We start from the raw sequence: 21,221 nt of genomic DNA, 5'->3' as shown, positions 1-21,221 counted from the left end.
TTAAAAAATCAAAACGTTACCTGGTCGTCCAGATTGAGCGATGGCAGCTGCCACCCCGGGTCGTCCCGGAAGAGATGTGCCCTCGAACAAGGGCGCAGTTGCAGAAGCGATTTGCGTGCCAGAGCGCTGGAGGCCGTCTATTTCGGGGTAGCTCGCGTATCAAAGCGGAAACGTCGCCCCATCGTAGGGCGAATATTGCGCAGCGTTATCCGCCGTTGGGCATCGTGCGTCGTCACGAACGTGACCACAGGAATTACTGCACCGGCAAGAAATTCATAAACAACAACCCCTGTGCATAACTCACCCCCAACCGCCGATAACGCTCATCCAGCACATCGGTGAGCAAATCCAGCCGCGCGACAATCTTGCCGAACTCCACGGCAAAACTCAGGTTGCGCACATCCGGCGACAGCTCGTTGGAAAGCAGCCACGGGTTGCCTTTGAGGTCGTTGCGGCTGGCCAGCAGCCAGGTGGCTTTTTCGATATTGCGCGCCGCGTTGTGGATAAATTGCGGGTCGAGTTCGTCGGTCATATAGAACTCGGTGCGCCCGCCATGGGCGGTGATCAGCATGCTGCCCAGGGCATAGATAAACCCGCCCACCCGGTCCCCCTGATAGTCCACGCTCAAGGTGTAACTCAGCGCCGCCACATCTTTGCGCCCACCAAGTGCCGGCAACGGGCGGTTCTGCTCGATGGCCAGTTGCACCTGCTTCTCGGCCTCTTCAATGGTAGGCAAACCGGTTTTGTGCCACTCGCGCGGGTTGCGCCGGTAGAGCTTGTCCATCAGCCGGTAGAGGGTGTTGAGGTTATTGCGCATGCCGATGGTGGCCATGCGGTCGGTGTGGGTCTGGAAGAACTCGCTCGGCTTCACCGCGCTTTTATTGCCGAGGATCGAGTCATGGTCTTGATGGCTGGCGCAGCCACCGAGGCTCAGCGCCAGCAACAACCACACGCCGCGCCGAACGCCGAACGCGGTTCGCGGCCAGGTGCATCGCCCGGTGGCAGTGGCAAGCAGGGTCATCCAATCCATGCGTCGTACAGTCATCCGTTCAGAGGCTGTGCAGTGCAACTCGCTTAACGCTAGCAATAAAAATGCCGCGCCAGATTAATTTTCAGGCACCGCGTAGATGCCCGTGCCTCGAAGTCTGACCAGCAAGTCGCGCAGAGGTTGCGCAGCGCCCTGGAACGCGAGACCCGGCCCTCGCGCAGGCGACTTGGTTTAGTCATCAATTGGTCATAAAAGCTGCGCAAGCTGCACGTCTGACCGGCCGCCCAGCACAGGCGCTAACCTCCGCCGGTTACCGATCTTCCCCGTTTAGCAGCGAGCCGGCATGAACCACAGCATTGAAGTGCCAGACCTGTTCGGTCTGCTCTATGGCTTTCGTTTTCGCCCCGGTGAGCGCGGCGAAGAAATCGACTCCGCCACCGCGCTGCACTGGCTCAAGGCCCCCAGCGACAATGGCGAATTTGTCTGGCTGCACCTGAACCTGGCCCACGCCGCGTGCGAGCGCTGGATGATGGCCAACCTCGACCTGCCGGAAAACTTCTTCGAAAGCCTGCGCGAAGGCTCGCGCTCCACGCGCCTGGAACACGTGGACGCAGCGCTGTTGGCGGTGGTCAACGACGTGGTGTTCAACTTCGACATGGTCTCCACCGACATCTCCACCCTGTGGGTTTGTGCGCGCGGCCGCCTATTGGTCAGCGCTCGCCTGCAACCGTTGCGCTCGGTGGACAAGCTGCGCTCCTCGGTAAAGCGTGGCGAACAATTCCGCTCGCCGCTGGAACTGCTTATTCACCTGCTGCGCGACCAAGGCGACGTGCTCACCGGCATCGTGCGTGAAACCAGCATCAGCGTGGACCGCATCGAAGACCAGCTGCTCGCCTCGCGCCTCAACGACAACCGCGCCGACCTCGGCACCAAGCGCCGCGTGCTGGTTCGCCTGCAACGTCTGCTGGCCCTGGAGCCCAGCTCGCTGATGCGCCTGCTTAACCGGCCGCCCGAGTGGTTGCACGAGGACGACGTGCAGGAACTGCGCGAGGCCACCGAAGAGTTCACCCTGGTGATCAGCGACCTCACGGCTCTCGGCGAGCGCATCAAGCTGCTGCAGGAAGAAATCGTCGCCCAGCTCAACGAGCAAAGTAACCGCACCCTGTTCACCCTCACGGTGGTCACGGTGCTGGCCCTGCCCATCAATATCATCGCCGGCTTTTTCGGCATGAACGTCGGCGGCATTCCGCTGGCCGACGACGCCGAAGGCTTCTGGATTCTGGTGGCGCTGGTGGCCAGCTTTACCGTCCTGGCCGGCCGCTGGGCCTTTCGCAAACGCAGCGACTACTGACTGTCATGCACTTGCCACAGCCGCGTTCTAGCATCGGCTAGTCCGCCCCCTAATCGCCACTCCACCGCCCACAAGGTGCACCGATGACCAACGACCAGTTGCTGCAGCGCATCCACCGCGAGCTGCAAGACCACGGCGACGAAGAGCTTGAGCTGGAACTGCTCGAAGACGGCCACGACCTCGACGAACTGTTTCAGGGTCGCCCCGACGACAGCGAAGCCAAGCGCGCCCGCAAACACTACTTCAGCGAACTGTTTCGCCTGCAGGGTGAGTTGGTGAAGCTGCAAAGCTGGGTGGTGAAAACCGGCGCCAAGGTGGTGATTCTGTTCGAAGGTCGCGATGCCGCCGGCAAAGGTGGCGTGATCAAGCGCATCACCCAGCGCTTGAACCCACGCGTATGCCGCGTCGCCGCCCTACCCGCGCCGAACGACCGCGAACAAACCCAGTGGTACTTCCAACGCTACGTATCGCATCTGCCGGCCGCCGGTGAAATCGTGCTATTTGACCGCAGCTGGTACAACCGCGCCGGCGTCGAGCGGGTGATGGGCTTTTGCAACGACGAGCAGTACGAAGAATTCTTCCGCAGCGTGCCCGAGTTCGAACGCATGCTCGCCCGCTCCGGCATTCAGCTGATCAAGTACTGGTTCTCCATCTCCGACAGCGAGCAGCACCTGCGCTTTCTGGCGCGCATTCACGACCCGCTCAAGCAATGGAAACTCAGCCCCATGGACCTGGAATCCCGCAGTCGTTGGGAGGCCTACACCAAGGCCAAGGAAATCATGCTCGAGCGCACCCATATCAAAGAAGCACCGTGGTGGGTGGTGCAGGCCGACGACAAGAAAAGGCCCGCCTCAACTGCATCCATCACCTGCTAAGCCAGATGCCCTACGAAGAAGTGCAACACCCGCAAGTGGAACTGCCGCAGCGCAAGCGCCACGAAGACTACGTGCGCAACCCCACGCCCAGCGACATTATCGTGCCGCAGGCGTACTGATCGGCTGCTTGGCCGCCAACCGTTTCAACCCGCGCTCCCCGCGTATTACCGCCCCTTCGAGGGGCGGTTTTTTTGCCCGAAGAAAAACGCCCCAAGACCAAAGGACGAACCCTGCACGCACACAGCGCCTATGCTTGGCTGACACCCCTGATCAGGAGCCTCGATAGTGCAACGCCTGGCATTAATCTGCGTGCTCTGCCTGCTCGCCACCACGGCGTCGGCGACGCCGTGCCCGAGCGCCAACTGCCCCCCGACGGCTCTGGAAGTCGCGACCCAACAATTGGAAACGGCGTACCAGCAGCTCAAGACGCATTGGCACGACCACGATCAGCGCCGCAAGCGGCTGATCAACAGCCAGCGCGCCTGGCGGGCCTTTCGCGATGCTGAGTGCGAGTACGCCGCCACCGACGAGCATCCCGCCACCCATACCGATAACTACAAGGACTGCATCCAGGCCATGACCGAAGCGCGCGCTCGTGCGTTGCAGCACTACCTGCGCTGCAGTGAGGCAGAAACGCCATGTGCGGTTGTGTTGCCTGAAACGCAGCAGTGACGCTCGCCCGGCAAACGCCAGTAGTCGCCGACTAGTCTGATTTCACAGAACCACACTTAGCCTTGCCTTTAAGCCGCCCTCCTCTCCCACAAGTGACCTCATTTTCTGTAGGAGAGGCTTCAGCCTCGATGCTTTTGATCGGCGCAATAAAAAAGGCCAGTCTCGCGACTGGCCTTTTTGTACCGCTAACGCTGCTTAGCTATTGCTTGGGAAAGCGAACTGAGCGGCTTCGTGGGAAGCGCGTTGTGGCCAACGTTGGGTGATGGCTTTGCGGCGGGTGTAGAAGCGCACGCCGTCCGGGCCGTAGGCGTGCAGGTCGCCGAACAGCGAGCGTTTCCAGCCGCCGAAGCTGTGGTAGGAAACCGGCACTGGCAACGGTACGTTCACACCCACCATGCCCACTTCGATCTCGTCGCAGAACAGACGCGCCGCTTCACCGTCACGGGTGAAGATGCAGGTGCCGTTGCCGTATTCGTGGTCGTTGATCAGCTGCATGGCTTCTTCCAGGCTGCCGACACGCACGATGCACAGAACCGGGCCGAAGATTTCGTCGGTGTAGATGGTCATGTCTGTTTTGACGTTGTCGAACAGGCTGCCGCCGAGGAAGAAGCCGTCTTCGTTGCCGGCCACTTTCAGGTTGCGACCATCCACCAGCAGCGAGGCACCAGCGGCAACGCCGGCGTCGATGTAGCCAGCCACTTTGTCACGCGCCGCAGCGGTAACCAGTGGGCCCATGTCCAGGCCGCACGAGGTGCCGGCACCGATTTTCAGTGCCTTGATTTGCGGCACGATCTTGTCGACCAGCGCGTCGGCGATCTGGTCGCCTACACACACGGCTACCGAGATGGCCATGCAACGCTCGCCGCACGAACCGTACGCGGCACCCATCAGGGCGCTGACGGCGTTGTCCAGATCGGCATCGGGCATCAGCACGGCGTGGTTTTTCGCGCCGCCCAGAGCCTGAACGCGTTTGCCGCGCTTGGTGCCTTCGGAGTAGATGTATTCGGCAATCGGGGTCGAACCCACGAAGCTCAGGGCTTTGACTTCCGGCGCTTCGATCAGCGCGTCTACCGCTTCCTTGTCGCCGTGCACCACGTTCAGCACGCCTTTTGGCAGGCCGGCCTGGTTCAGCAGTTCAGCGATATACAGGGTGGAGCTTGGGTCACGCTCGGACGGCTTGAGGATAAAGCAGTTGCCGCACACGATGGCCAGCGGGTACATCCACAACGGCACCATGGCCGGGAAGTTGAACGGGGTGATACCGGCTACCACGCCCACAGGCTGGAAGTCGCTCCAGGCGTCGATGTTCGGGCCCACGTTACGGCTGTATTCGCCTTTCAGAATTTCCGGGGCGGCGCAGGCGTACTCGACGTTCTCGATACCGCGCTTCAGTTCACCGGCAGCGTCTTCCAGGGTTTTGCCGTGCTCTTCGCTGATCATCTGCGAGATTTTGGCTTCGTTCTGTTCCAGCAGTTGTTTGAAGCGGAACATCACCTGGGCGCGTTTGGCCGGTGGGGTGTTGCGCCAGGCCGGGAACGCGGCTTTGCCGGCGTCGATGGCTTGCTGCACGGTGGCGCGGCTGGCCAACGGCACTTTATGGATCGCTTCGCCGGTAGACGGGTTGTACACGTCGGCAGTACGACCGGTGTCGGTCACGAACTCGCCGTTGATCAAATGCTGGATGGTGCTCATACAAAACTCCCTTATCGAATTCTTGGCCGCGGGAAACCCGCGCCGGGGGGCTTACTTGATTTCGGTCTCGATGAAGACGATTTCGTGGTCGCTGGCGTTGATCACATTGTGTTCAACGCCAGCCTTGCGAAAGTACGCCTGGCCTGCCACCAGGGGCGCGTGTTTCTCGCCCTCCGGGGTTTCCAACAGCAGCAGGCCGTCGGTCATCGGCACCACGACATAGTCGTAGCCATGCAGGTGCTTGCCGGTTTCACTGCCGGGGGAAAAACGCCACTCGGTGACGATCACCTCGTCGTTATCCACCTGCACGGTGGGCACGGCTTGCACGCGTTGGCTCATCGGTTTAGTCCACGCTGTTGAGGGCATCGCCCACGGCGGAGAAAACGCGGTCCAGGTCTTCGACCTTGGCATTGAAGGTTGGCCCGAACTGCAGGGTGTCGCCACCAAAGCGCACGTAGAAACCGGCTTTCCACAGTTTGATACCGGCCTCGTAAGGGCGGATTACCGGGTCGCCATCACGCGGCGCCAGTTGAATTGCGCCGGCCAGGCCGCAGTTGCGGATGTCGACGATGTGCTTGGCGCCTTTTACGCCGTGCAGCAGCTTGGCGAAGTGCGGCGCCAGTTCAGCAGATTGCTGCACCAGGTTTTCGCGCTTCAGAATTTCCAGCGACGCCAGGCCAGCGGCGCACGCTACCGGGTGGGCCGAGTAGGTGTAGCCGTGGGTGAACTCGACCATATGCTCAGGCGACGGCTGGTTCATAAAGGTCTGGTAGATCTCGCGGCTGGCGATCACGGCGCCAAGCGGTACGGCACCGTTAGTGATCTGCTTGGCCACGTTCATGATGTCCGGGGTTACACCGAAGTATTCGGCGCCGGTCCACTTGCCCATGCGGCCGAAGGCGGTGATCACTTCGTCGAAAATCAGCAGGATGTTGTGCTGGGTGCAGATTTCACGCAGACGCTGCAGGTAGCCAACCGGCGGCACGATCACACCGGCCGAACCGGACATCGGCTCGACGATCACGGCAGCGATGTTGGAGGCGTCGTGCAGTTCGATCAGTTTCAGCAGTTCGTTGGCCAATTCCACGCCGCCGGTTTGTGCAGCGCCTTCGGTGAAGGCCAGGCCCGGTTGCAGGGTGTGCGGCAGATGATCCACGTCCATCAGCTGGCCGTACATTTTACGGTTGCCGCCAATGCCACCCAGGCTGGTGCCGGCGATGTTCACACCGTGGTAACCACGGGCACGGCCGATGAATTTGGTCTTGCTCGCCTGGCCTTTCAGGCGCCAGTAGGCCTTGGCCATTTTCACCGAGGTGTCGGCGCTTTCGGAGCCCGAGCCAGTGAAGAACACGTGTTTGAGGTCGCCAGGCATCAGGTCGACCATTTCTTCGGCCAGCTTGAACGACAGCGCGTGGCCGTGCTGGAAGCCTGGGGAATAGTCCAACGTGCCCAGTTGTTTACCCACGGCTTCGGCAATTTCCTTGCGCGAGTGACCGGCACCGCAGGTCCACAGACCCGACAGGCTGTCGTAGATCTTGCGGCCCTGGTCGTCCACCAGCCAGCTGCCTTCGGCGGACACGATAAACCGTGGATCACGCTGGAAGCTGCGGTTGGCGGTAAAAGGCATCCAGTGCGCGTCCAGCTTGAGCTGGCTGGCCAAGGACGGTTCGGCGGTGTGCGGCATGTTCATTAGAGGCCTCGGAAGATTCATTATTTTGCTCGTAGGAGCGAGCTTGCTCGCGAACCCTGCAAACACCATTCGCCAGCAAGCTGGCTCCTACGCAAGTGTTGGTTCTGCTTGCGAGCAAAGGTGCCATGGGCATAAAGTCTGAAAAACCCGATTCTTCTAATTTTCAGATTGGCTTTTACTAAACTATGAGCACCCGTCGCCCCGACCCTCTCGCGCAAGTCAGTGACTTTGATATCCGCCTGCTGCGCATCTTTCGCAGCGTGGTGGAGTGCGGCGGCTTTTCTGCCGCTGAAAGTGTGCTGGGCATCGGCCGCTCGGCCATTAGCCAGCAGATGAGCGACTTGGAGCAACGCCTGGGGTTGCGCCTGTGCCAGCGCGGGCGGGCCGGCTTTGCGCTGACCGAAGAAGGCCGCGAGGTGTATCAGTCGTCGTTGCAGCTATTAAGTGCACTGGAAAGTTTTCGCACCGAGGTCAACGGCCTGCACCAGCATTTGCGCGGAGAGCTGAATATCGGCCTCACCGACAACCTGGTCACCCTGCCCCATATGCGCATCACCAACGCCCTGGCCCAATTGAAAGAACGCGGCCCGGATGTGCACATTCAAATCCGCATGACGCCGCCCAGCGAAGTGGAGCAAGGCGTGCTCGACGGCCGCCTGCATGTGGGCGTGGTGCCGCAGGCCACGACCTTGTCCGGCCTGGAATACCAGCCGCTGTATGACGAACGCTCCCTGCTGTACTGCGCCGTGGGCCACCCGCTGTTTTATGCCGCCGACGACCAACTCAGTGACGAACGCCTGAATGTGCAGGACGCCATCGCCCCCACCTTCCGTTTGCCGCCGGACATCCAGGCGCAGTACCAGGTGCTGAAAGCCACCGCCAGTGCCTCCGACCGTGAAGGCATGGCGTTCCTGATTCTCACGGGGCGCTATATCGGCTACCTGCCGGACCACTACGCCAGCTTCTGGGTGCAGCAGGGCCGCCTGCGTGCACTCAAGCCTACAAGCCGCTTTTATGACCTGAGCCTGGCCTCGGTCACCCGCAAAGGCCGGCGCCCGCACCTGGTGCTGGAGAGTTTTCTGGAAGCGCTCGCCGCCACCACCTGAGGCGCCCCGCTTCAGTGCAAGGCGGGCTCCACGACGATGCAGCCCGCCCATATTCGACCAACCGGTCATCCCCAAGGCTTGCCCGCCACTGTTCTTGCAGCGAGTGTATGCACCCGCCGACACAAGGCTTTCGCAGATTGCGCACAATTTTTGCGAAAGAATTTTCGGCGAAACTGATCACTTGGACAGAAACTTGCAAAGACGAGTGCACCTGACCAAGTGGCCAGGAAAACTAAAACAGAAACAGGTTGTAGGAAGCGTAACGCGCACCGTCGTTTCCCCAACTTGAGATCGATGCCTTCCTGGGAGCACACATGAACAAAGTCTCATCCTTGCTGGTCGCCGGCAGTCTGTTGTTGGGCGCGAGCGCCGCTCAAGCCGATGGTCCACTGATCTGGCAAGACAACAGCGCCACTTACTTGTACGGCCGTGACTTCAAGGTCAACCCGGCCATTCAGCAAACCCTGTCGTTCGAACACGCTAGCGGCTGGACCTTCGGTGACCTGTTCGTCTTCTTCGACCAGATCAACTACAACGGCACCGAAGACTCCAACGCCGGCAAAAACACCTACTACGGCGAAGTCACCCCGCGTTTGTCGTTCAGCAAGATCTTCGATCAGAAAATCGAATTCGGTCCGCTGAAAGACGTGCTGCTGGCCGGCACCTACGAGCGTGGTGAAAACCGCAACCAGAACTACCTGCTCGGCCCAGCGTTCGACTTCAACCTGCCTGGCTTCGACTACTTCCAGCTGAACTTCTACTACCGCAAACCCGACGGCATCACCAAGAACCCGTCCGGCCAGTGGCAGGTTACCCCGGTGTGGTCCTACACCATTCCAGTTGGCAGCTCCGACATCCTGATCGACGGCTACATGGACTGGGTATGGAACAACAAAGACGCCACCAGCAGCCGCCCGAACGACCTGCACGCCAACCTGCACTTCAACCCACAGATCAAGTATGACCTGGGCAAAGCCATGGGCTGGACCGGCGTGAAACACGTGTACGTGGGTGTGGAATACGACTACTGGAAGAACAAGTACGCCATCGACAACGACAGCTTCCTGGGCGACGACATTCTGCGCGGCACCAACCAGAGCGCGATCAACGCCATCATCAAAGTGCACCTGTAAGTCGCACCGGCACCTGCATGTTGGTGCAGGTGCTCGCTTCACCGCTTCACGAATACCTCCTTCTTTGCCCATTGCCGCCCCGTGCGCAATGGGCATTTTTTAGCGACACAGAATTCTGTAGCCCTGATTGACCACAGGGCCAACAAAACTCCCTTGCTGAGACCGTGACATGCAGCCCGAATCCGACAGCAACACCGACCTGATCTACGGCCTTGAAGACCGCCCCGCGCCCGTGCCGGCGTTCTTCGCCGCGTTGCAACATATGCTGGCCAGCTTCGTCGGCATCATCACCCCGCCGCTGGTAATCGGCTCGGTGCTGGGCCTGGCCGCCCACTTGCCGTACCTGATCAGCATGGCCTTGATGGTGTCTGGCGTGGGTACGTTTATTCAGGCGCGCCGCCCGTTCGGCATTGGTGCCGGCATGATCTGCCTGCAGGGCACCAGCTTCGCGTTTCTCGGCGCGATTCTGTCGGCTGGCTTTCTGGTAAAGAGCCGCGGCGGTAGCCCGGAAGACATTCTGGCGATGATTTTCGGCGTGTGCTTTTTCGGCGCCTTCGTGCAGATCGTCTTGAGCCGTATGCTCGGCCAGCTGCGCCGCGTGATCACTCCGTTGGTGACCGGCATCGTCATCACCCTGATCGGCGTCAGCCTGATCAAGGTCGGCGTCACTGACCTCGGCGGTGGCTTCAACGCCCCGGACTTCGGCGCCCCCGGCAACCTCGGCCTCGGTGCCCTGGTGCTGCTGACCATCATCGCCCTGAACCGCTCCAGCCGCCCATGGGTGCGCCTGTCGGCCATCATCATCGGCCTGGCCGTCGGCAGCATCGCCGCCTGGTTTACCGGCAAGCTGGTGCCCCAACCGTTGCCGGATCTGCCGCTGATCAGCTTGCCGATTCCGTTCAAATTCGGCTTCGCCTTCGACTGGACCGCGTTCATTCCGGTGGCGCTGATCTACGTGATCAGCACCATCGAAACCGTGGGCGATCTGACCGCCAACAGCATGCTGTCGCGTGAACCCATCGAAGGCCCGCGCTACCTGGCTCGTTTGAAAGGTGGCGTATTGGGCGACGGCGTCAGCTGCCTGATCGCAGCCACCTTCAGCGCATTCCCCAACACCACCTTTGCGCAGAACAACGGCGTGATTCAAATGACCGGCGTGGCCAGTCGTTACGTGGGTTTGTATATCGGCGTGGTGCTGTTTGCGTTGGGCCTGTTCCCGCTGCTGGGCGCCGTACTGCAACAGATTCCGAAACCGGTACTGGGCGGCGCCACGTTGGTGATGTTCGGTAGCGTGGCCGCTGCTGGCGTGCGCATCCTGGCGCAGAGTTCGTTGGACCGTCGCAGCATGCTGATCATGGCCGCGTCGTTTGGGGTGGGCCTGGGCATTGCGTCGCAACCGACGTTGCTGCACCTGATGCCAAAGCTCGTGCAGAACCTGTTTGATTCGGCGATTACCAGCGGTGGGTTGACCGCCATCATTCTTAATTTGGTGTTGCCGGAAGAGAAGCGTGTTGAGGTGGTGGCAGAGGGAGTGACCGAGTAAAGCCCCTAGCGATTCCTGCCACCTACGAGGCACCTGGGTCCCAGCCTGCGCTGGGACGACGGAGATATTTCGAAGCTCACCGTCATCCCAGCGAAGGCTGGGATCCAGAATCTCGAAGTGGCGTAGGTTGGGTTGAGCGCAGCGAAGCCCAACGCTACACAAAGGCCTGCCTCTACTCGCTATCAAACAGACCGCGCAGAAATTGCACGTAGTGTCTGATAGCGCCGAGCACTTGGAGTCTTGTATATCGTTGGGCTTCGCCGTTGGCTCAACCCAACCTACACATCCAGCTCCAACCTCCCCCCAGCACACCCCGACACACACGGCATGATCCACTGCCCACTGGCCCGTTCGGCATCGCTCAGATACTGATCACGGTGCTCAATCTCACCGCTAACCACAGCGGTCATACACGCTCCGCACATCCCCATCCCGCACGACGTCGGAATGCTTACGCCGACCCGCTCCGCCGCTGCCACCAACGTTTCCCCAGCCTGCACCGTCACACATTTCCCGCTGCGCGCCAGCACCAGCTCCGCCGCTTGCGAGTCGCTCACCACTGGCGCCTGAAAGTGCTCCTGAAACAACGCACTCACCGGCCAGCCGCGCTGGCCCGCCAACCGTTGCACGCTGCTCATAAACCCATCCGGACCACAGGTGTAGAGCTGACTGTCGGCCTGCCACGCGGGCAGATGTTGATCGAGATAAGTGCCCACCTCGGCAGCAGCTAATCCAGTGATCAGACTTACTGCCGGGTCATGACGCAGCTGCTCGATAAACGCGCTATGCGCCGCACTGCGCGCGAAATACAGCAACTGCACCGGCCGCTGCCGGGCGCGGCATTGGCGGTACATGGCCAACAACGGCGTTACGCCAATCCCCGCCGCCACCAAAACCACCGGCCCAGTGCCCGGCTGCAAGGGAAACAAATTACGCGGCGCGCTCACGCGCAGGCGGTCGCCCACGCGCAATTGCTGATGCAACCAGCGCGAGCCGCCGCGTGAGTCGTCGGCATGTTTGATCGCCAAGCGCACGCAGCCTTCATCGGCCAGGTTGGTCAGCGAATACTGGCGCACCACGCCGCTGCCCATTTGCACATCCACATGGGCGCCGGGCTCCCAGCTGAAGGGCAACGGGCTGGCGTCGGCCATGCACAGTTCGACGGCAAGAATGCCTTCGGCTTCTTCGCGCAGACCGCGGGTTTTCATTTCTACCCAGCTCATCGACGGACTCCGGCACGGCGCTGCAATTCCAGCACGGCGGCGCTGGCCTGACGGCTCAGCTCCATCAGGTCCAGCCCGGGCACCTGGTCATCGGCCACTACGCGGCGGCCGCCCACCAGCAAGGCGCGCAAGTTGGCGCGGCCACCACTGGCAACTGGTCCGATGGCCATATCGTGCAGGCCGAAATAGCGTGGATCGTCGAGGCGGTAGATGGCGATATCGGCGGCCTTGCCGACCTCGATGGTGCCCAGATCAGTCAGGCCCAATACCTGCGCGCCACCGGCCGTACCCCAACGCACCACGTCTTCGATACTGGCCGCGTCAGCGCCGCCCTCGAACTGGCCTCCGGCATATTTGGGCTGGGCCAATTCGCCTTTGCGCGCCCGCTGCAACAGCCAGGCGGCGTGGGTTTCGGAGAGCATATCGGCGGCCTCGTTGGAGGCAGCGCCGTCGACACCAATGGAGATCGGCACGCCGGCGGCTTCGAGCTCCGGCAGGTTGGCGATGCCGCTGCCCAGGCGCCCGTTGCTTTGCGGGCAATGGGCAATGCCGGTGCCGGTCTGGCCGAGCAGCTGGATTTCTTCAGGCAGCAGTTTCACCAGATGGGCGAACCAGACGTCCGGGCCGAGCCAGTCCTGCTCGGCGCAGAACTGCACCGGGGTCATGCCGAACTTGGCTTTGGCGGCGTCCAGATAATCCACGGTTTCGGAAAGGTGACTGTGCATGCGCAACCCAAGCTTGCGCGCCACCTGAGCGGTCTCGCGCAGTTCGGCCGGCGTGGTGGAATGCAGGGTGGTGGTCGGCGCCATGACAATACGTCGCAAAGCATCGCCGGCCGGGTCGTGGTACAGCGCGGTCAGGCGTTCGACATCGGCCAGGTAGGCATCCAGTTTTTCCGGGCGCAGGGCTTGCGGCAGGTCTGCTTCCAGTTGCCGGGTCTGGGTGCCGCCGCCACGGCAGAGCACAAGCCGCAGGCCCAGGGCGTCGGCTTCCTCGAACAGAATCGCCGCACTGTCGAACGGCATGCCGGGGTAGTACAGGTAATGGTGGTCGGCGACGGTGGCGCAACCGGAGCGCACCAATTCCAGCAAACCGATGCGCGCAGCCAAGCGAAAACTGTGCTCGTCGAAAGCGCCGCGAAAGCGATACGGGGTCGCGGCGAGCCACGGGGTAAGCGTCTGGTTCAAGCCATCGGGCTCGCCCTTGAGCAGCGATTGAAACAGGTGGTGATGGGTGTTGATCCAGGCCGGATACACCACGCAATCGCGGGCATCAATCTGTGCCTCGCCGGGTTGCGGGTCGAGGTGGCCGATGGCGGCAATGCGCCCATCGACCACGCGGATATCCGGGCCGGCATGGCGGGCCTCAGCGCCGCGTTTGCCGGTCAGGATGGCGTTGGCGTTGCGGATCAGCCAGGTGGTGTTGGCAGTCATTGAGTTCACTCCAAAATCTTCGATCATCGAGGCTGAAGCCTCTCCCACAGGGTCAGGTGTTCCCATGTAGGAGAGGCTTCAGCCTCGAGCTTTTAGCCCTGCTCACTCTCATGCCAATGCCCAAGGCTATACCGGGCCAATGCCGCCATCAGGCTAAACAGCAGCACACCGGTCAGGGCAATCAACACCAAGGCAGCAAACAAACGCGGAATATTCAACTGAAAGCCAGCCTGCAGAATCTGATACGCCAGGCCCGCCCCGGTGCCGCCCGTGCCGGCAACAAACTCCGCCACCACTGCACCAATCAACGCCAGGCCACTGGCAATTCGCAGCCCGCCAAAGAAGTACGGCAAGGCACTGGGAATACGCAAGCGCACCAGCGTTTGCCAGCGGCTCGCGCGGTTCAGACGGAACAAGTTGAGCAGCCCCGGATTGACGCTGCGCAGGCCCAGCACGGTGTTGGAAATTACCGGGAAAATCGCCACCAGCGTCGCGCAGATCACCAGCGCCAGCGTAGCGTTGCTGCACCAGATAATGATCAGCGGCGCGATGGCGACCACCGGGGTGACCTGCAACAGAATGGCGTAGGGAAACAGGCTGGCTTCGATGATGCGGCTTTGCACAAAGAGGAACGCGGCCAGAACCCCGAGCACCACGGCGAGGGCGAACGACAGGAAGGTGATTTTCAGGGTGACCCACAGAGCACCGAGCAGCATCGGGCCGTCGGTGATCAGCGTGCGGCCGATGTCGGCGGGGCTCGGCACCAGATAGACCGGGACCTTGAGTGCCACGCACAGCAGTTGCCAGAGGCCGAGTAATACGGCGCCGACCAGGACCGGGGCGAGGATGTTTTGCACGGTGGGGTTGGAGAGCCAGGGTTGTTGGGTCATGGGGTTTCTCCCGTAATGGCGGTGATTAAAAGCGGCCCTCTCCCCAGCCCTCTCCCGCAAGCGGGAGAGGGGGCAGATTGCGGCTTGTCTCCCCTCTCCCGTTTACGGGAGAGGGGCCGGGGGAGAGGGTTGGCTGCAACGAATATCTCGCTCATCAATGCCCACCCTCCCCATTCGCTTCCACCAACAACGCCGACAACCGCGCGCATTGCTCAATAAACCCCGCCGACATTCGAAACGCTTCATCGCGCTCCGCCGGCCCTTCGATCTTCACATCGGCAATCACCCGCCCCGGCCGCGCGCCCATTACCACCACCCGTGACGACAAAAACACCGCCTCGTAAATGCTGTGGGTCACGAACACCACGGTCAGATCGCGCCGCGCCCACAGTTGGCGCAGGTCGCTGTCCAACCGGTTGCGGGTGAACTCATCCAGCGCGCCGAATGGCTCATCCATCAGCAGCAAATTGGGTTCGGTCGCCAACGCGCGGGCAATGGAGGCACGCATCTGCATACCGCCGGACAACTCACGCGGGTACACGCCGCCGAATTTCCCCAACCCAACCAACTCCAACGCGGCCTGCACCCGTGGTGCACTTTCGGCGCGGTCGAGGCGCATCAAGTCCAACGGCAGACGCACGTTGTCGGCCACCTTGGCCCACGGCATCAGCGTGGCTTCCTGAAACACCATCGCCAGCTTTTGCTGCGCGCTGTCGCTATTGATTTCTCCCTTGCCCCACCAACGCACATGCCCCGCCGACGGTTCTTCCAACCCGGCAAACATTTTCAGCAAGGTGCTCTTGCCGCAGCCGGACGGGCCGAGCAGCGAGACAAACTCGCCACGGCCAATTTCCAGTTTCATTTTCTGCAGCGCATGGGTGCCGTTGCCGTAGGTTTTCTCCACCTGATTGGCCAACAGCACGGGCGGCTCTTCGCTCACCGGCAGGTTAAAGGCGGCGTTCATAGCGGCGTTCCCAATGGGCGGAATTGCTCCTCTTCGCCGTGCTTTTGCAGCAGCTCGAACAGCATCTTGCGCATGATCAGACCGGGCTTGTCCGACTCCATATGAAACTCCACACGCCGGCGCGTATCGACGCAGGCGTCGTAGTCGGTGGCCTCGAGAATCTCTTTGTCTTCCAGGGTGATCGGCGCATCCCAGGCGATCAGCTCTTCGGTGCTGCACGCCTCTTCGCTGTCGTTGCGGTACAGCCACTGCACCAGCTGAATGCGCTTGTCATCGATGGGCGTCGCGCAGTTGTAGATGATGTGGTGCAGGCCGCTGTCGGGGTAGGTGCAGCCGAAGCGGCGCACGAACGGCAGGTGCCAGCGGTTGAACAGGTGGCGCGTGGTGGTGGGTGCGTCGGTGCCGGTCACGCGGTGGCCGCCCGGTGGGTTGTTGATCGGCACGATGGTTTCGGCCTCAAAACCCCACTCGTTTTGCTCGAGCAAATACTTGGACGGCTTGGGCTGGCTGAGCATGCCGAAGTTGGCTTTGTGCACGAAGCTGAAGTGCGAGTTATCGAAGGAGTTCTCCATAAACCGCAGCGGGCTGGTTTGCCATTCTTCGTAGAACTGGAAGATGCGCCGGTACTGCGGCTGGCCTTCTTCGTCGAAGTGCGGAATCGGTTGCAGCGGGTCGCCGAGGCACACCCACACGTAGCCGTATTTTTCCTGGCAGTGGTAGGCCTCGGTGCGCGCGCCAGCGGGAATCGGGGCGTTGTCGGCTTGCTGCGGAATGCACACGCAGGCACCGCTCTGGTCGTAGCGCCAGCCGTGGTAGCCACAGACGATCACGCCGTCATCGACCCAGCCTTTGGACAATTGCGCGGTGCGGTGGCAGCAGCGGTCGGCCAGGGCGACCGGGCCTTCCTTGCCCATGAACAGTACGAGGCGCTCGTTCAGCAAGGTGAATGGTTTAGGGCCGTCGGCCAGCATGCTCACGGGCATCAGGGCATACCAGAAGCGGCGCAGCACGGGTTGTTGGGTTACAAGCATGGCGGGTTCCTCATCGGATCTTTTTTGCGTCCACGCTCTACGGCGGGACGTCTCAACGTTCTTACTGGGCAGCGACTTCAGCGGCAGACGGCAGCACTTTCAGCTCGCGCACAAAGCGGGTGTCGTAGGCTTTTTTCCAGTCGGTGTCGGCGCTCAGCAGGTTGGCCTGAACCATAAAGTCACGGGTCGCCTGCCAGCGGGCGTCGGTCATGGTGCCGATGCCTTGGGTCTGCGCATCGCCGCCTTCCACCAGGTGGTATTCCTTCAGCTTGGCCACGCCCCAGCTAAGCAATTCGTCGTTCATGCTCGGGTTGTCTTGCTTGATCAGCTCGTTGGCGGCAGCGGGTTCGGCCAGGTAGCTTTTCCAGCCTTCCATGCTGGCTTTGACAAAGCGTTGCAGCACTTCGGGGCGGTCGGCGATCACGTCCTGGCGAGTGACCAAGGTGGAGCCGTAGGGTGGGTAGCCGGCATCGGCGAACAGGAAGAAGTTGGCTTTCTCACCGGCCTTTTGCGCCTGGAACAACTCCGAGGTCGGGTAGCCCTGTTGCGCGGTATTGGCGTCGGCGAAGAACGGCTGCAGGTTGAAGGTGTACGGACGGGCCTGGGCATCGGTAAAGCCGTATTTGCCTTTCAGCCATGGCCACCAGGTGGTTTGCCCGGAGGTGGAGACGAGGATTTTCTTGTCCTTGAGGCCGTCGAGTGCGGTGACATCGGCGTGGGTCAGCATGCCCTGCGGGTCACCCTGGAACGGCGCGCCAATGGCTACCACCGGCAAGCCTTGCTGCACGCTGGCGAGCACTTGCAGGTCGTAGTTGATGATGACATCGGCCTGCTTGTTCAGGAGCAGTTGCATGCCGTTGACCTGCGGGCCGCCCATGCGGATTTCCACATCCAGGCCGTTGGCCGCGTAAATGCCCTTGGCCTTGGCCTGGTAGAAACCGCCTTGCTCGGCCTGGGCGTACCAGGAGGTGAGCAGCACGATTTTGTCGTTGGCCTGCACACTGAAGCTCAGCAGGATAGAAGCGATGGAACCCAAGGCGATGCGTGTTTTCATTTTTGGTTCTCTCTTGAGGAGGACACATAGAAAGCCGCGCCCAACGCAAAACGCGCAGGGCTGCGAGGGAAACCGGAAGGGCTGCTGGAAACGGAAAATGCACGGCAACGAGAAACCGACAGGACGATGCCTGTGGGTTGAAGCGTCATGATGGAAGCTGAAAAACGGTTCATGGCTGACGTCTCTCTCGTCCAGGCGTTTGCCAGGATCAAGCACCCGAAAACCGGGTGTGCGACCGGGTGGCCGCAAGAGCAATGTCCTACGTCGAATGAACTGCCTCGACGCTAACCGCTTCTACTCGGAAGAGGTCTCTGCAGAGGCTGTGCCAACCTGAGTGAAAGGCTGATTTCAGCGGGCTTTGTTGACCGATGGGACAGCTGCCAGCGGCACGCTGCGGCCTCAAAACCGCGCACAACGCCCACAAACGCGCACAACGACGGTGCACCGCCTGCACTGAACGCGACATCCGCGGTTTTTTCTGCGTCGTGCGCTTGTAAGCGAGCTGCCGCCTGGGTTATCAGTGCACAGGCTCCCCACACTCAACGGTTCGGTTGTAGTTATGAACTTCGAAGTCCCCGCGCACACCGCCAAAAACACCGGCAAACCGGCCGGTCGTATTCGCCAGAAAAACGAAGAAGCGATTCTGGCTGCCGCCGAAGAAGAGTTCGCTCGGCACGGTTTCAAAGGCACCAGCATGAACACCATTGCGCAGACCGTCGGCCTGCCCAAAGCCAACCTGCATTACTACTTCAGCAACAAGCTGGGGCTGTATCTGGCGGTGCTGAGCAATATCCTCGAGCTGTGGGACAGCACCTTCAACGCCCTGACCGCCGAGGATGACCCGGCGGTGGCCATGGCCGCGTATATCCGCGCCAAGATGGAGTTCTCGCGGCGCCAGCCGCTGGCCTCGAAGATCTTCGCCATGGAAGTGATTGGTGGCGGCGAGTGCCTGACCGAGTACTTCAACCAGGACTACCTGACCTGGTTCCGCGGCCGTGCCGCCGTGTTCGAAGCCTGGATTGCCGCCGGCAAGATTGACCCCGTAGACCCGGTGCACCTGATCATTCTGCTGTGGAGCAGCACCCAGCATTACGCCGACTTCAACCAGCAGGTGTGCCGCCTCACCGGGCGTAAAAAGCTCGCCAAGGAAGACTTCGTGGTCGCCAGCGACACCCTGATCCACATCATCCTCAAAGGCTGCGGGCTCACGCCGCCAAGCGCCTGATGCCGTTTAGCCTTACCCAGCCTTGCGAGTTTCGCGAGGACATCAAAAAAAGCCGTTTCCTCACCTTGGCTGCGCCCATCACCAGCGCGGCTGAGGCGCACGCGTTTATCGACGCGAATAGCGACCTGGCTGCCACCCATAACTGTTGGGCGTGGAAGGTCGGCCAGCAATACCGTTTTAGCGACGACGGCGAACCCAGCGGCACGGCCGGCCGCCCGATACTGGCCGCCATCGAAGGGCAAGACTGCGACCAAGTGGTGGTGCTGGTAATTCGCTGGTACGGCGGTATTCAGCTGGGCACCGGCGGATTGGCCCGCGCTTATGGCGGCGGGGCGAGCAAGTGTTTGCAGGCCGGCGAGCGGGTGGAGCTGGTTAGCCGCGTGAGCTGCGCATGCCACTGCCAGTTTGCGGAATTGCCGCTGCTTAAATCACGGTTGGGCGAGTTGGAAGCGCTGCTGGAAAGCGAGCAGTACGACGGCGAAGGGGCGCAGGTGCAGATCGCGCTTCCCGAGGCGCGGTTTGCCGAGTTGCAGAAGTTGCTCGCAGACATCAGCCGGGGCCGCATCGTGCTGACTCAGCCAAAACGCTGCCCCCCGTAGGATGGGTAGAGCCATAGGCGAAACCCATCGTTACGCGAATCGATGGGTTTCGCTGCGCTCTACCCATCCTACAAAATTATTTCCTCTCTGAACTCTGCTTTCTGACCCACTGGCCAAGTTTTTGCTTATGTCTGCCTCAGTTGTCTTTTTCTGAGTCAGTGACCATGTCCAGTTCCCCTCCTGTTCCGCGCTTGCAGTTGCAAGGCATCACCAAGCGCTACCCCGGCTGCCTGGCCAACGACCGTATCGACCTGAGTATCCAGCCTGGGGAAATCCATGCGTTGCTGGGCGAAAACGGTGCGGGCAAAAGTACGTTGATGAAGATCATCTACGGCGTCACCCAGCCCGACAGCGGTAGCGTGATCTGGCACGGCGAGGCGCTGAAAATGCGCGATCCCGCCATGGCCCGCAATTTGGGCATCGGCATGGTGTTCCAGCATTTCTCGCTGTTCGAAACCCTGACCGTGGCCGAGAACATCGCCCTGGCCATGGGTGCCGATGCTGGTACACCCAAGCAGCTGGAGCCGAAAATTCGCGACGTGTCGCAGCGCTACGGCATGGCCCTGGAGCCACACCGCCTGGTGCACAGCCTGTCGATTGGCGAACGCCAGCGCGTGGAGATCGTTCGCTGCCTGATGCAAGACATCAAGCTGCTGATTCTCGACGAGCCCACCTCGGTGCTCACCCCACAGGAGGCCGATGAACTGTTCGCCACGCTGCGCCGTCTGGCCGCCGAGGGCTGCAGCATTCTGTTTATCAGCCACAAGCTCGGCGAAGTGCGCGCGCTGTGCCAGAGCGCCACCGTGCTGCGCGGCGGGCGGGTGTCGGGCCACTGCGTGCCGGCCGAGTGCTCGGACCTGGAGCTGGCCAAGCTGATGGTCGGCGATGCCGAGGGGCTGGAAAGCAGTTACCCGAAAGTCAGCGGCGGCCGTGTGCGCTTGCGCGTGGACGACCTCAGCTGGCACAACATCGACCCGTTCGGCACCTCACTCACCAGCCTGCGCCTTGAAGTACGCAGCGGTGAAATCGTCGGTATCGCCGGCGTCGCCGGTAACGGTCAGGACGAGTTGCTGGCCTTGCTCAGCGGTGAAGTGCGCTTGCCCCGTGGCGAGCGTGAACGCATCAGCCTCGACGATCATCCCATCGCCAACCTGTATCCCGATGCCCGTCGCGCTCGTGGCCTGGCATTTGTGCCGGCCGAGCGCTTAGGCCATGGCGCGGTGCCGGATATGTCGCTCTCCGATAACGCCCTCCTCACCGCCTTTCAACAAGGCTTGCTGAGCAAGGGCCTGATCAAGCGCGCCAAGGTGCTGGCCTTTGCTGAGGAAATCATTCAGCGCTTTGCGGTGAAAACCCCGAATGCCGAAGCACCGGCGCGCAGTTTGTCGGGCGGCAATTTGCAGAAATTCATTCTCGGCCGGGAAATCATGCAGCAGCCCAAACTGCTGGTGGCCGCGCACCCGACCTGGGGCGTGGACGTCGGCGCGGCGGCGGCAATTCACCGGGCACTGATTGCCCTGCGTGATGCCGGCGCGGCGATTCTGGTGATCAGCGAAGACTTGGACGAGCTACTCCAGATCAGCGACCGCATCGGCGCATTGTCCAGCGGCAGCCTGTCGCCACTGGCCGCCACTGCCGGCACCACGCCGGCCGACGTCGGCCGCTGGATGGCCGGCCAATTTGCGCCCCAGGCGCCTCACCTTTCCACCGGGGCCGGCGCTAGCAGCGCTGCCACCCTGAGCTGACGGAGCA

General features: G+C 61.6%; 18 protein-coding genes and 1 pseudogene. 9 read left to right on the top strand and 10 right to left on the bottom strand.

Annotated elements, in window-relative coordinates; translation table 11 throughout:
- Window positions 1-253 precede the first annotated feature (253 nt).
- Entirely contained in the window at window positions 254-1,021 is a 768-nt protein-coding gene (locus AC0V2S_RS22835) for a hypothetical protein (protein ID WP_475511707.1), read from the bottom strand.
- A 310-nt stretch (window positions 1,022-1,331) separates the two neighbouring features.
- On the opposite strand from AC0V2S_RS22835, the gene AC0V2S_RS22830 reads away from it, so the two are divergent.
- The 3 genes and pseudogenes from AC0V2S_RS22830 to AC0V2S_RS22820 all read left to right on the top strand — a co-directional run bounded on the left by AC0V2S_RS22830 (window position 1,332) and on the right by AC0V2S_RS22820 (window position 3,886).
- Window positions 1,332-2,339, top strand: a complete 1,008-nt coding sequence (locus tag AC0V2S_RS22830; protein ID WP_475511706.1) for a transporter — start codon at window positions 1,332-1,334, stop codon at window positions 2,337-2,339.
- An 83-nt stretch (window positions 2,340-2,422) separates the two neighbouring features.
- A pseudogene (ppk2, locus tag AC0V2S_RS22825) lies at window positions 2,423-3,333 on the top strand (polyphosphate kinase 2).
- A gap of 166 nt (window positions 3,334-3,499) precedes the next feature.
- Complete coding sequence (locus AC0V2S_RS22820; protein WP_475511705.1) at window positions 3,500-3,886, top strand: lysozyme inhibitor LprI family protein; 387 nt, start codon at window positions 3,500-3,502, stop codon at window positions 3,884-3,886.
- A 195-nt stretch (window positions 3,887-4,081) separates the two neighbouring features.
- Here AC0V2S_RS22820 and AC0V2S_RS22815 read toward each other — a convergent pair whose 3' ends face one another.
- The 3 genes from AC0V2S_RS22815 to aptA are packed head-to-tail and all read right to left on the bottom strand — an operon-like array spanning window position 4,082 to window position 7,268.
- Window positions 4,082-5,578, bottom strand: coding sequence for a CoA-acylating methylmalonate-semialdehyde dehydrogenase (locus AC0V2S_RS22815; protein ID WP_475511704.1), 1,497 nt, complete (start codon window positions 5,576-5,578; stop codon window positions 4,082-4,084).
- A gap of 51 nt (window positions 5,579-5,629) precedes the next feature.
- Window positions 5,630-5,917: a cupin domain-containing protein gene (locus AC0V2S_RS22810; RefSeq protein ID WP_475511703.1), complete on the bottom strand. Its 288-nt coding sequence runs from the start codon at window positions 5,915-5,917 to the stop codon at window positions 5,630-5,632.
- Window positions 5,918-5,921: 4 nt separating this feature from the next.
- Window positions 5,922-7,268, bottom strand: a complete 1,347-nt coding sequence (gene aptA / locus AC0V2S_RS22805; protein WP_475511702.1) for an omega-aminotransferase AptA — start codon at window positions 7,266-7,268, stop codon at window positions 5,922-5,924.
- Window positions 7,269-7,453: 185 nt separating this feature from the next.
- Between aptA and AC0V2S_RS22800 the strand changes: the two genes are divergently transcribed.
- The 3 genes from AC0V2S_RS22800 to AC0V2S_RS22790 all read left to right on the top strand — a co-directional run bounded on the left by AC0V2S_RS22800 (window position 7,454) and on the right by AC0V2S_RS22790 (window position 11,050).
- On the top strand, window positions 7,454-8,374 hold the full coding sequence (locus tag AC0V2S_RS22800) for a LysR family transcriptional regulator (protein WP_475511701.1): 921 nt from the start codon (window positions 7,454-7,456) through the stop codon (window positions 8,372-8,374).
- Between the two features lie 314 nt (window positions 8,375-8,688).
- Complete coding sequence (locus AC0V2S_RS22795; protein WP_475511700.1) at window positions 8,689-9,507, top strand: outer membrane protein OmpK; 819 nt, start codon at window positions 8,689-8,691, stop codon at window positions 9,505-9,507.
- 169 nt (window positions 9,508-9,676) lie between these two features.
- A complete protein-coding gene (locus AC0V2S_RS22790) occupies window positions 9,677-11,050 on the top strand; it encodes a uracil-xanthine permease family protein (protein ID WP_475511699.1) in 1,374 nt (457 codons plus the stop codon).
- A gap of 278 nt (window positions 11,051-11,328) precedes the next feature.
- Here the strand turns inward: AC0V2S_RS22790 and AC0V2S_RS22785 are convergent, their stop codons facing one another.
- From AC0V2S_RS22785 to AC0V2S_RS22760, 6 genes are all read right to left on the bottom strand, one after another.
- Window positions 11,329-12,273 (bottom strand): PDR/VanB family oxidoreductase, encoded by a 945-nt coding sequence (locus AC0V2S_RS22785; RefSeq protein ID WP_475511698.1) that lies wholly within the window; start codon window positions 12,271-12,273, stop codon window positions 11,329-11,331.
- Window positions 12,270-13,706 (bottom strand): amidohydrolase family protein, encoded by a 1,437-nt coding sequence (locus AC0V2S_RS22780; RefSeq protein WP_475511697.1) that lies wholly within the window; start codon window positions 13,704-13,706, stop codon window positions 12,270-12,272. Before AC0V2S_RS22780 ends, AC0V2S_RS22785 begins: the two co-directional genes overlap by 4 nt.
- A 92-nt stretch (window positions 13,707-13,798) precedes the next feature.
- On the bottom strand, window positions 13,799-14,596 hold the full coding sequence (locus AC0V2S_RS22775) for an ABC transporter permease (RefSeq protein WP_475511696.1): 798 nt from the start codon (window positions 14,594-14,596) through the stop codon (window positions 13,799-13,801).
- Between the two features lie 154 nt (window positions 14,597-14,750).
- Window positions 14,751-15,560: an ABC transporter ATP-binding protein gene (locus AC0V2S_RS22770; protein ID WP_475511695.1), complete on the bottom strand. Its 810-nt coding sequence runs from the start codon at window positions 15,558-15,560 to the stop codon at window positions 14,751-14,753.
- The gene (locus tag AC0V2S_RS22765; RefSeq protein WP_475511694.1) at window positions 15,557-16,591 is read right to left on the bottom strand and encodes an aromatic ring-hydroxylating dioxygenase subunit alpha; all 1,035 of its coding nucleotides are present in this window, start codon (window positions 16,589-16,591) and stop codon (window positions 15,557-15,559) included. The genes AC0V2S_RS22770 and AC0V2S_RS22765 overlap by 4 nt, the downstream gene beginning before the upstream one ends.
- A 61-nt stretch (window positions 16,592-16,652) precedes the next feature.
- Entirely contained in the window at window positions 16,653-17,645 is a 993-nt protein-coding gene (locus AC0V2S_RS22760; RefSeq protein WP_475511693.1) for an ABC transporter substrate-binding protein, read from the bottom strand.
- A gap of 559 nt (window positions 17,646-18,204) precedes the next feature.
- Here AC0V2S_RS22760 and AC0V2S_RS22755 point away from each other — a divergent pair.
- From AC0V2S_RS22755 to AC0V2S_RS22745, 3 genes are all read left to right on the top strand, one after another.
- On the top strand, window positions 18,205-18,870 hold the full coding sequence (locus tag AC0V2S_RS22755; protein WP_475511692.1) for a TetR/AcrR family transcriptional regulator: 666 nt from the start codon (window positions 18,205-18,207) through the stop codon (window positions 18,868-18,870).
- The gene (locus tag AC0V2S_RS22750) at window positions 18,870-19,469 is read left to right on the top strand and encodes an IMPACT family protein (protein ID WP_475511691.1); all 600 of its coding nucleotides are present in this window, start codon (window positions 18,870-18,872) and stop codon (window positions 19,467-19,469) included. Before AC0V2S_RS22755 ends, AC0V2S_RS22750 begins: the two co-directional genes overlap by 1 nt.
- Window positions 19,470-19,627: 158 nt before the next feature.
- Window positions 19,628-21,214, top strand: a complete 1,587-nt coding sequence (locus AC0V2S_RS22745) for an ABC transporter ATP-binding protein (protein WP_475511690.1) — start codon at window positions 19,628-19,630, stop codon at window positions 21,212-21,214.
- Window positions 21,215-21,221 lie beyond the last annotated feature (7 nt).

Source organism: Pseudomonas sp. CC11G, from assembly GCF_056174845.1.
This window is presented reverse-complemented; position numbering and strand designations above follow the sequence as displayed.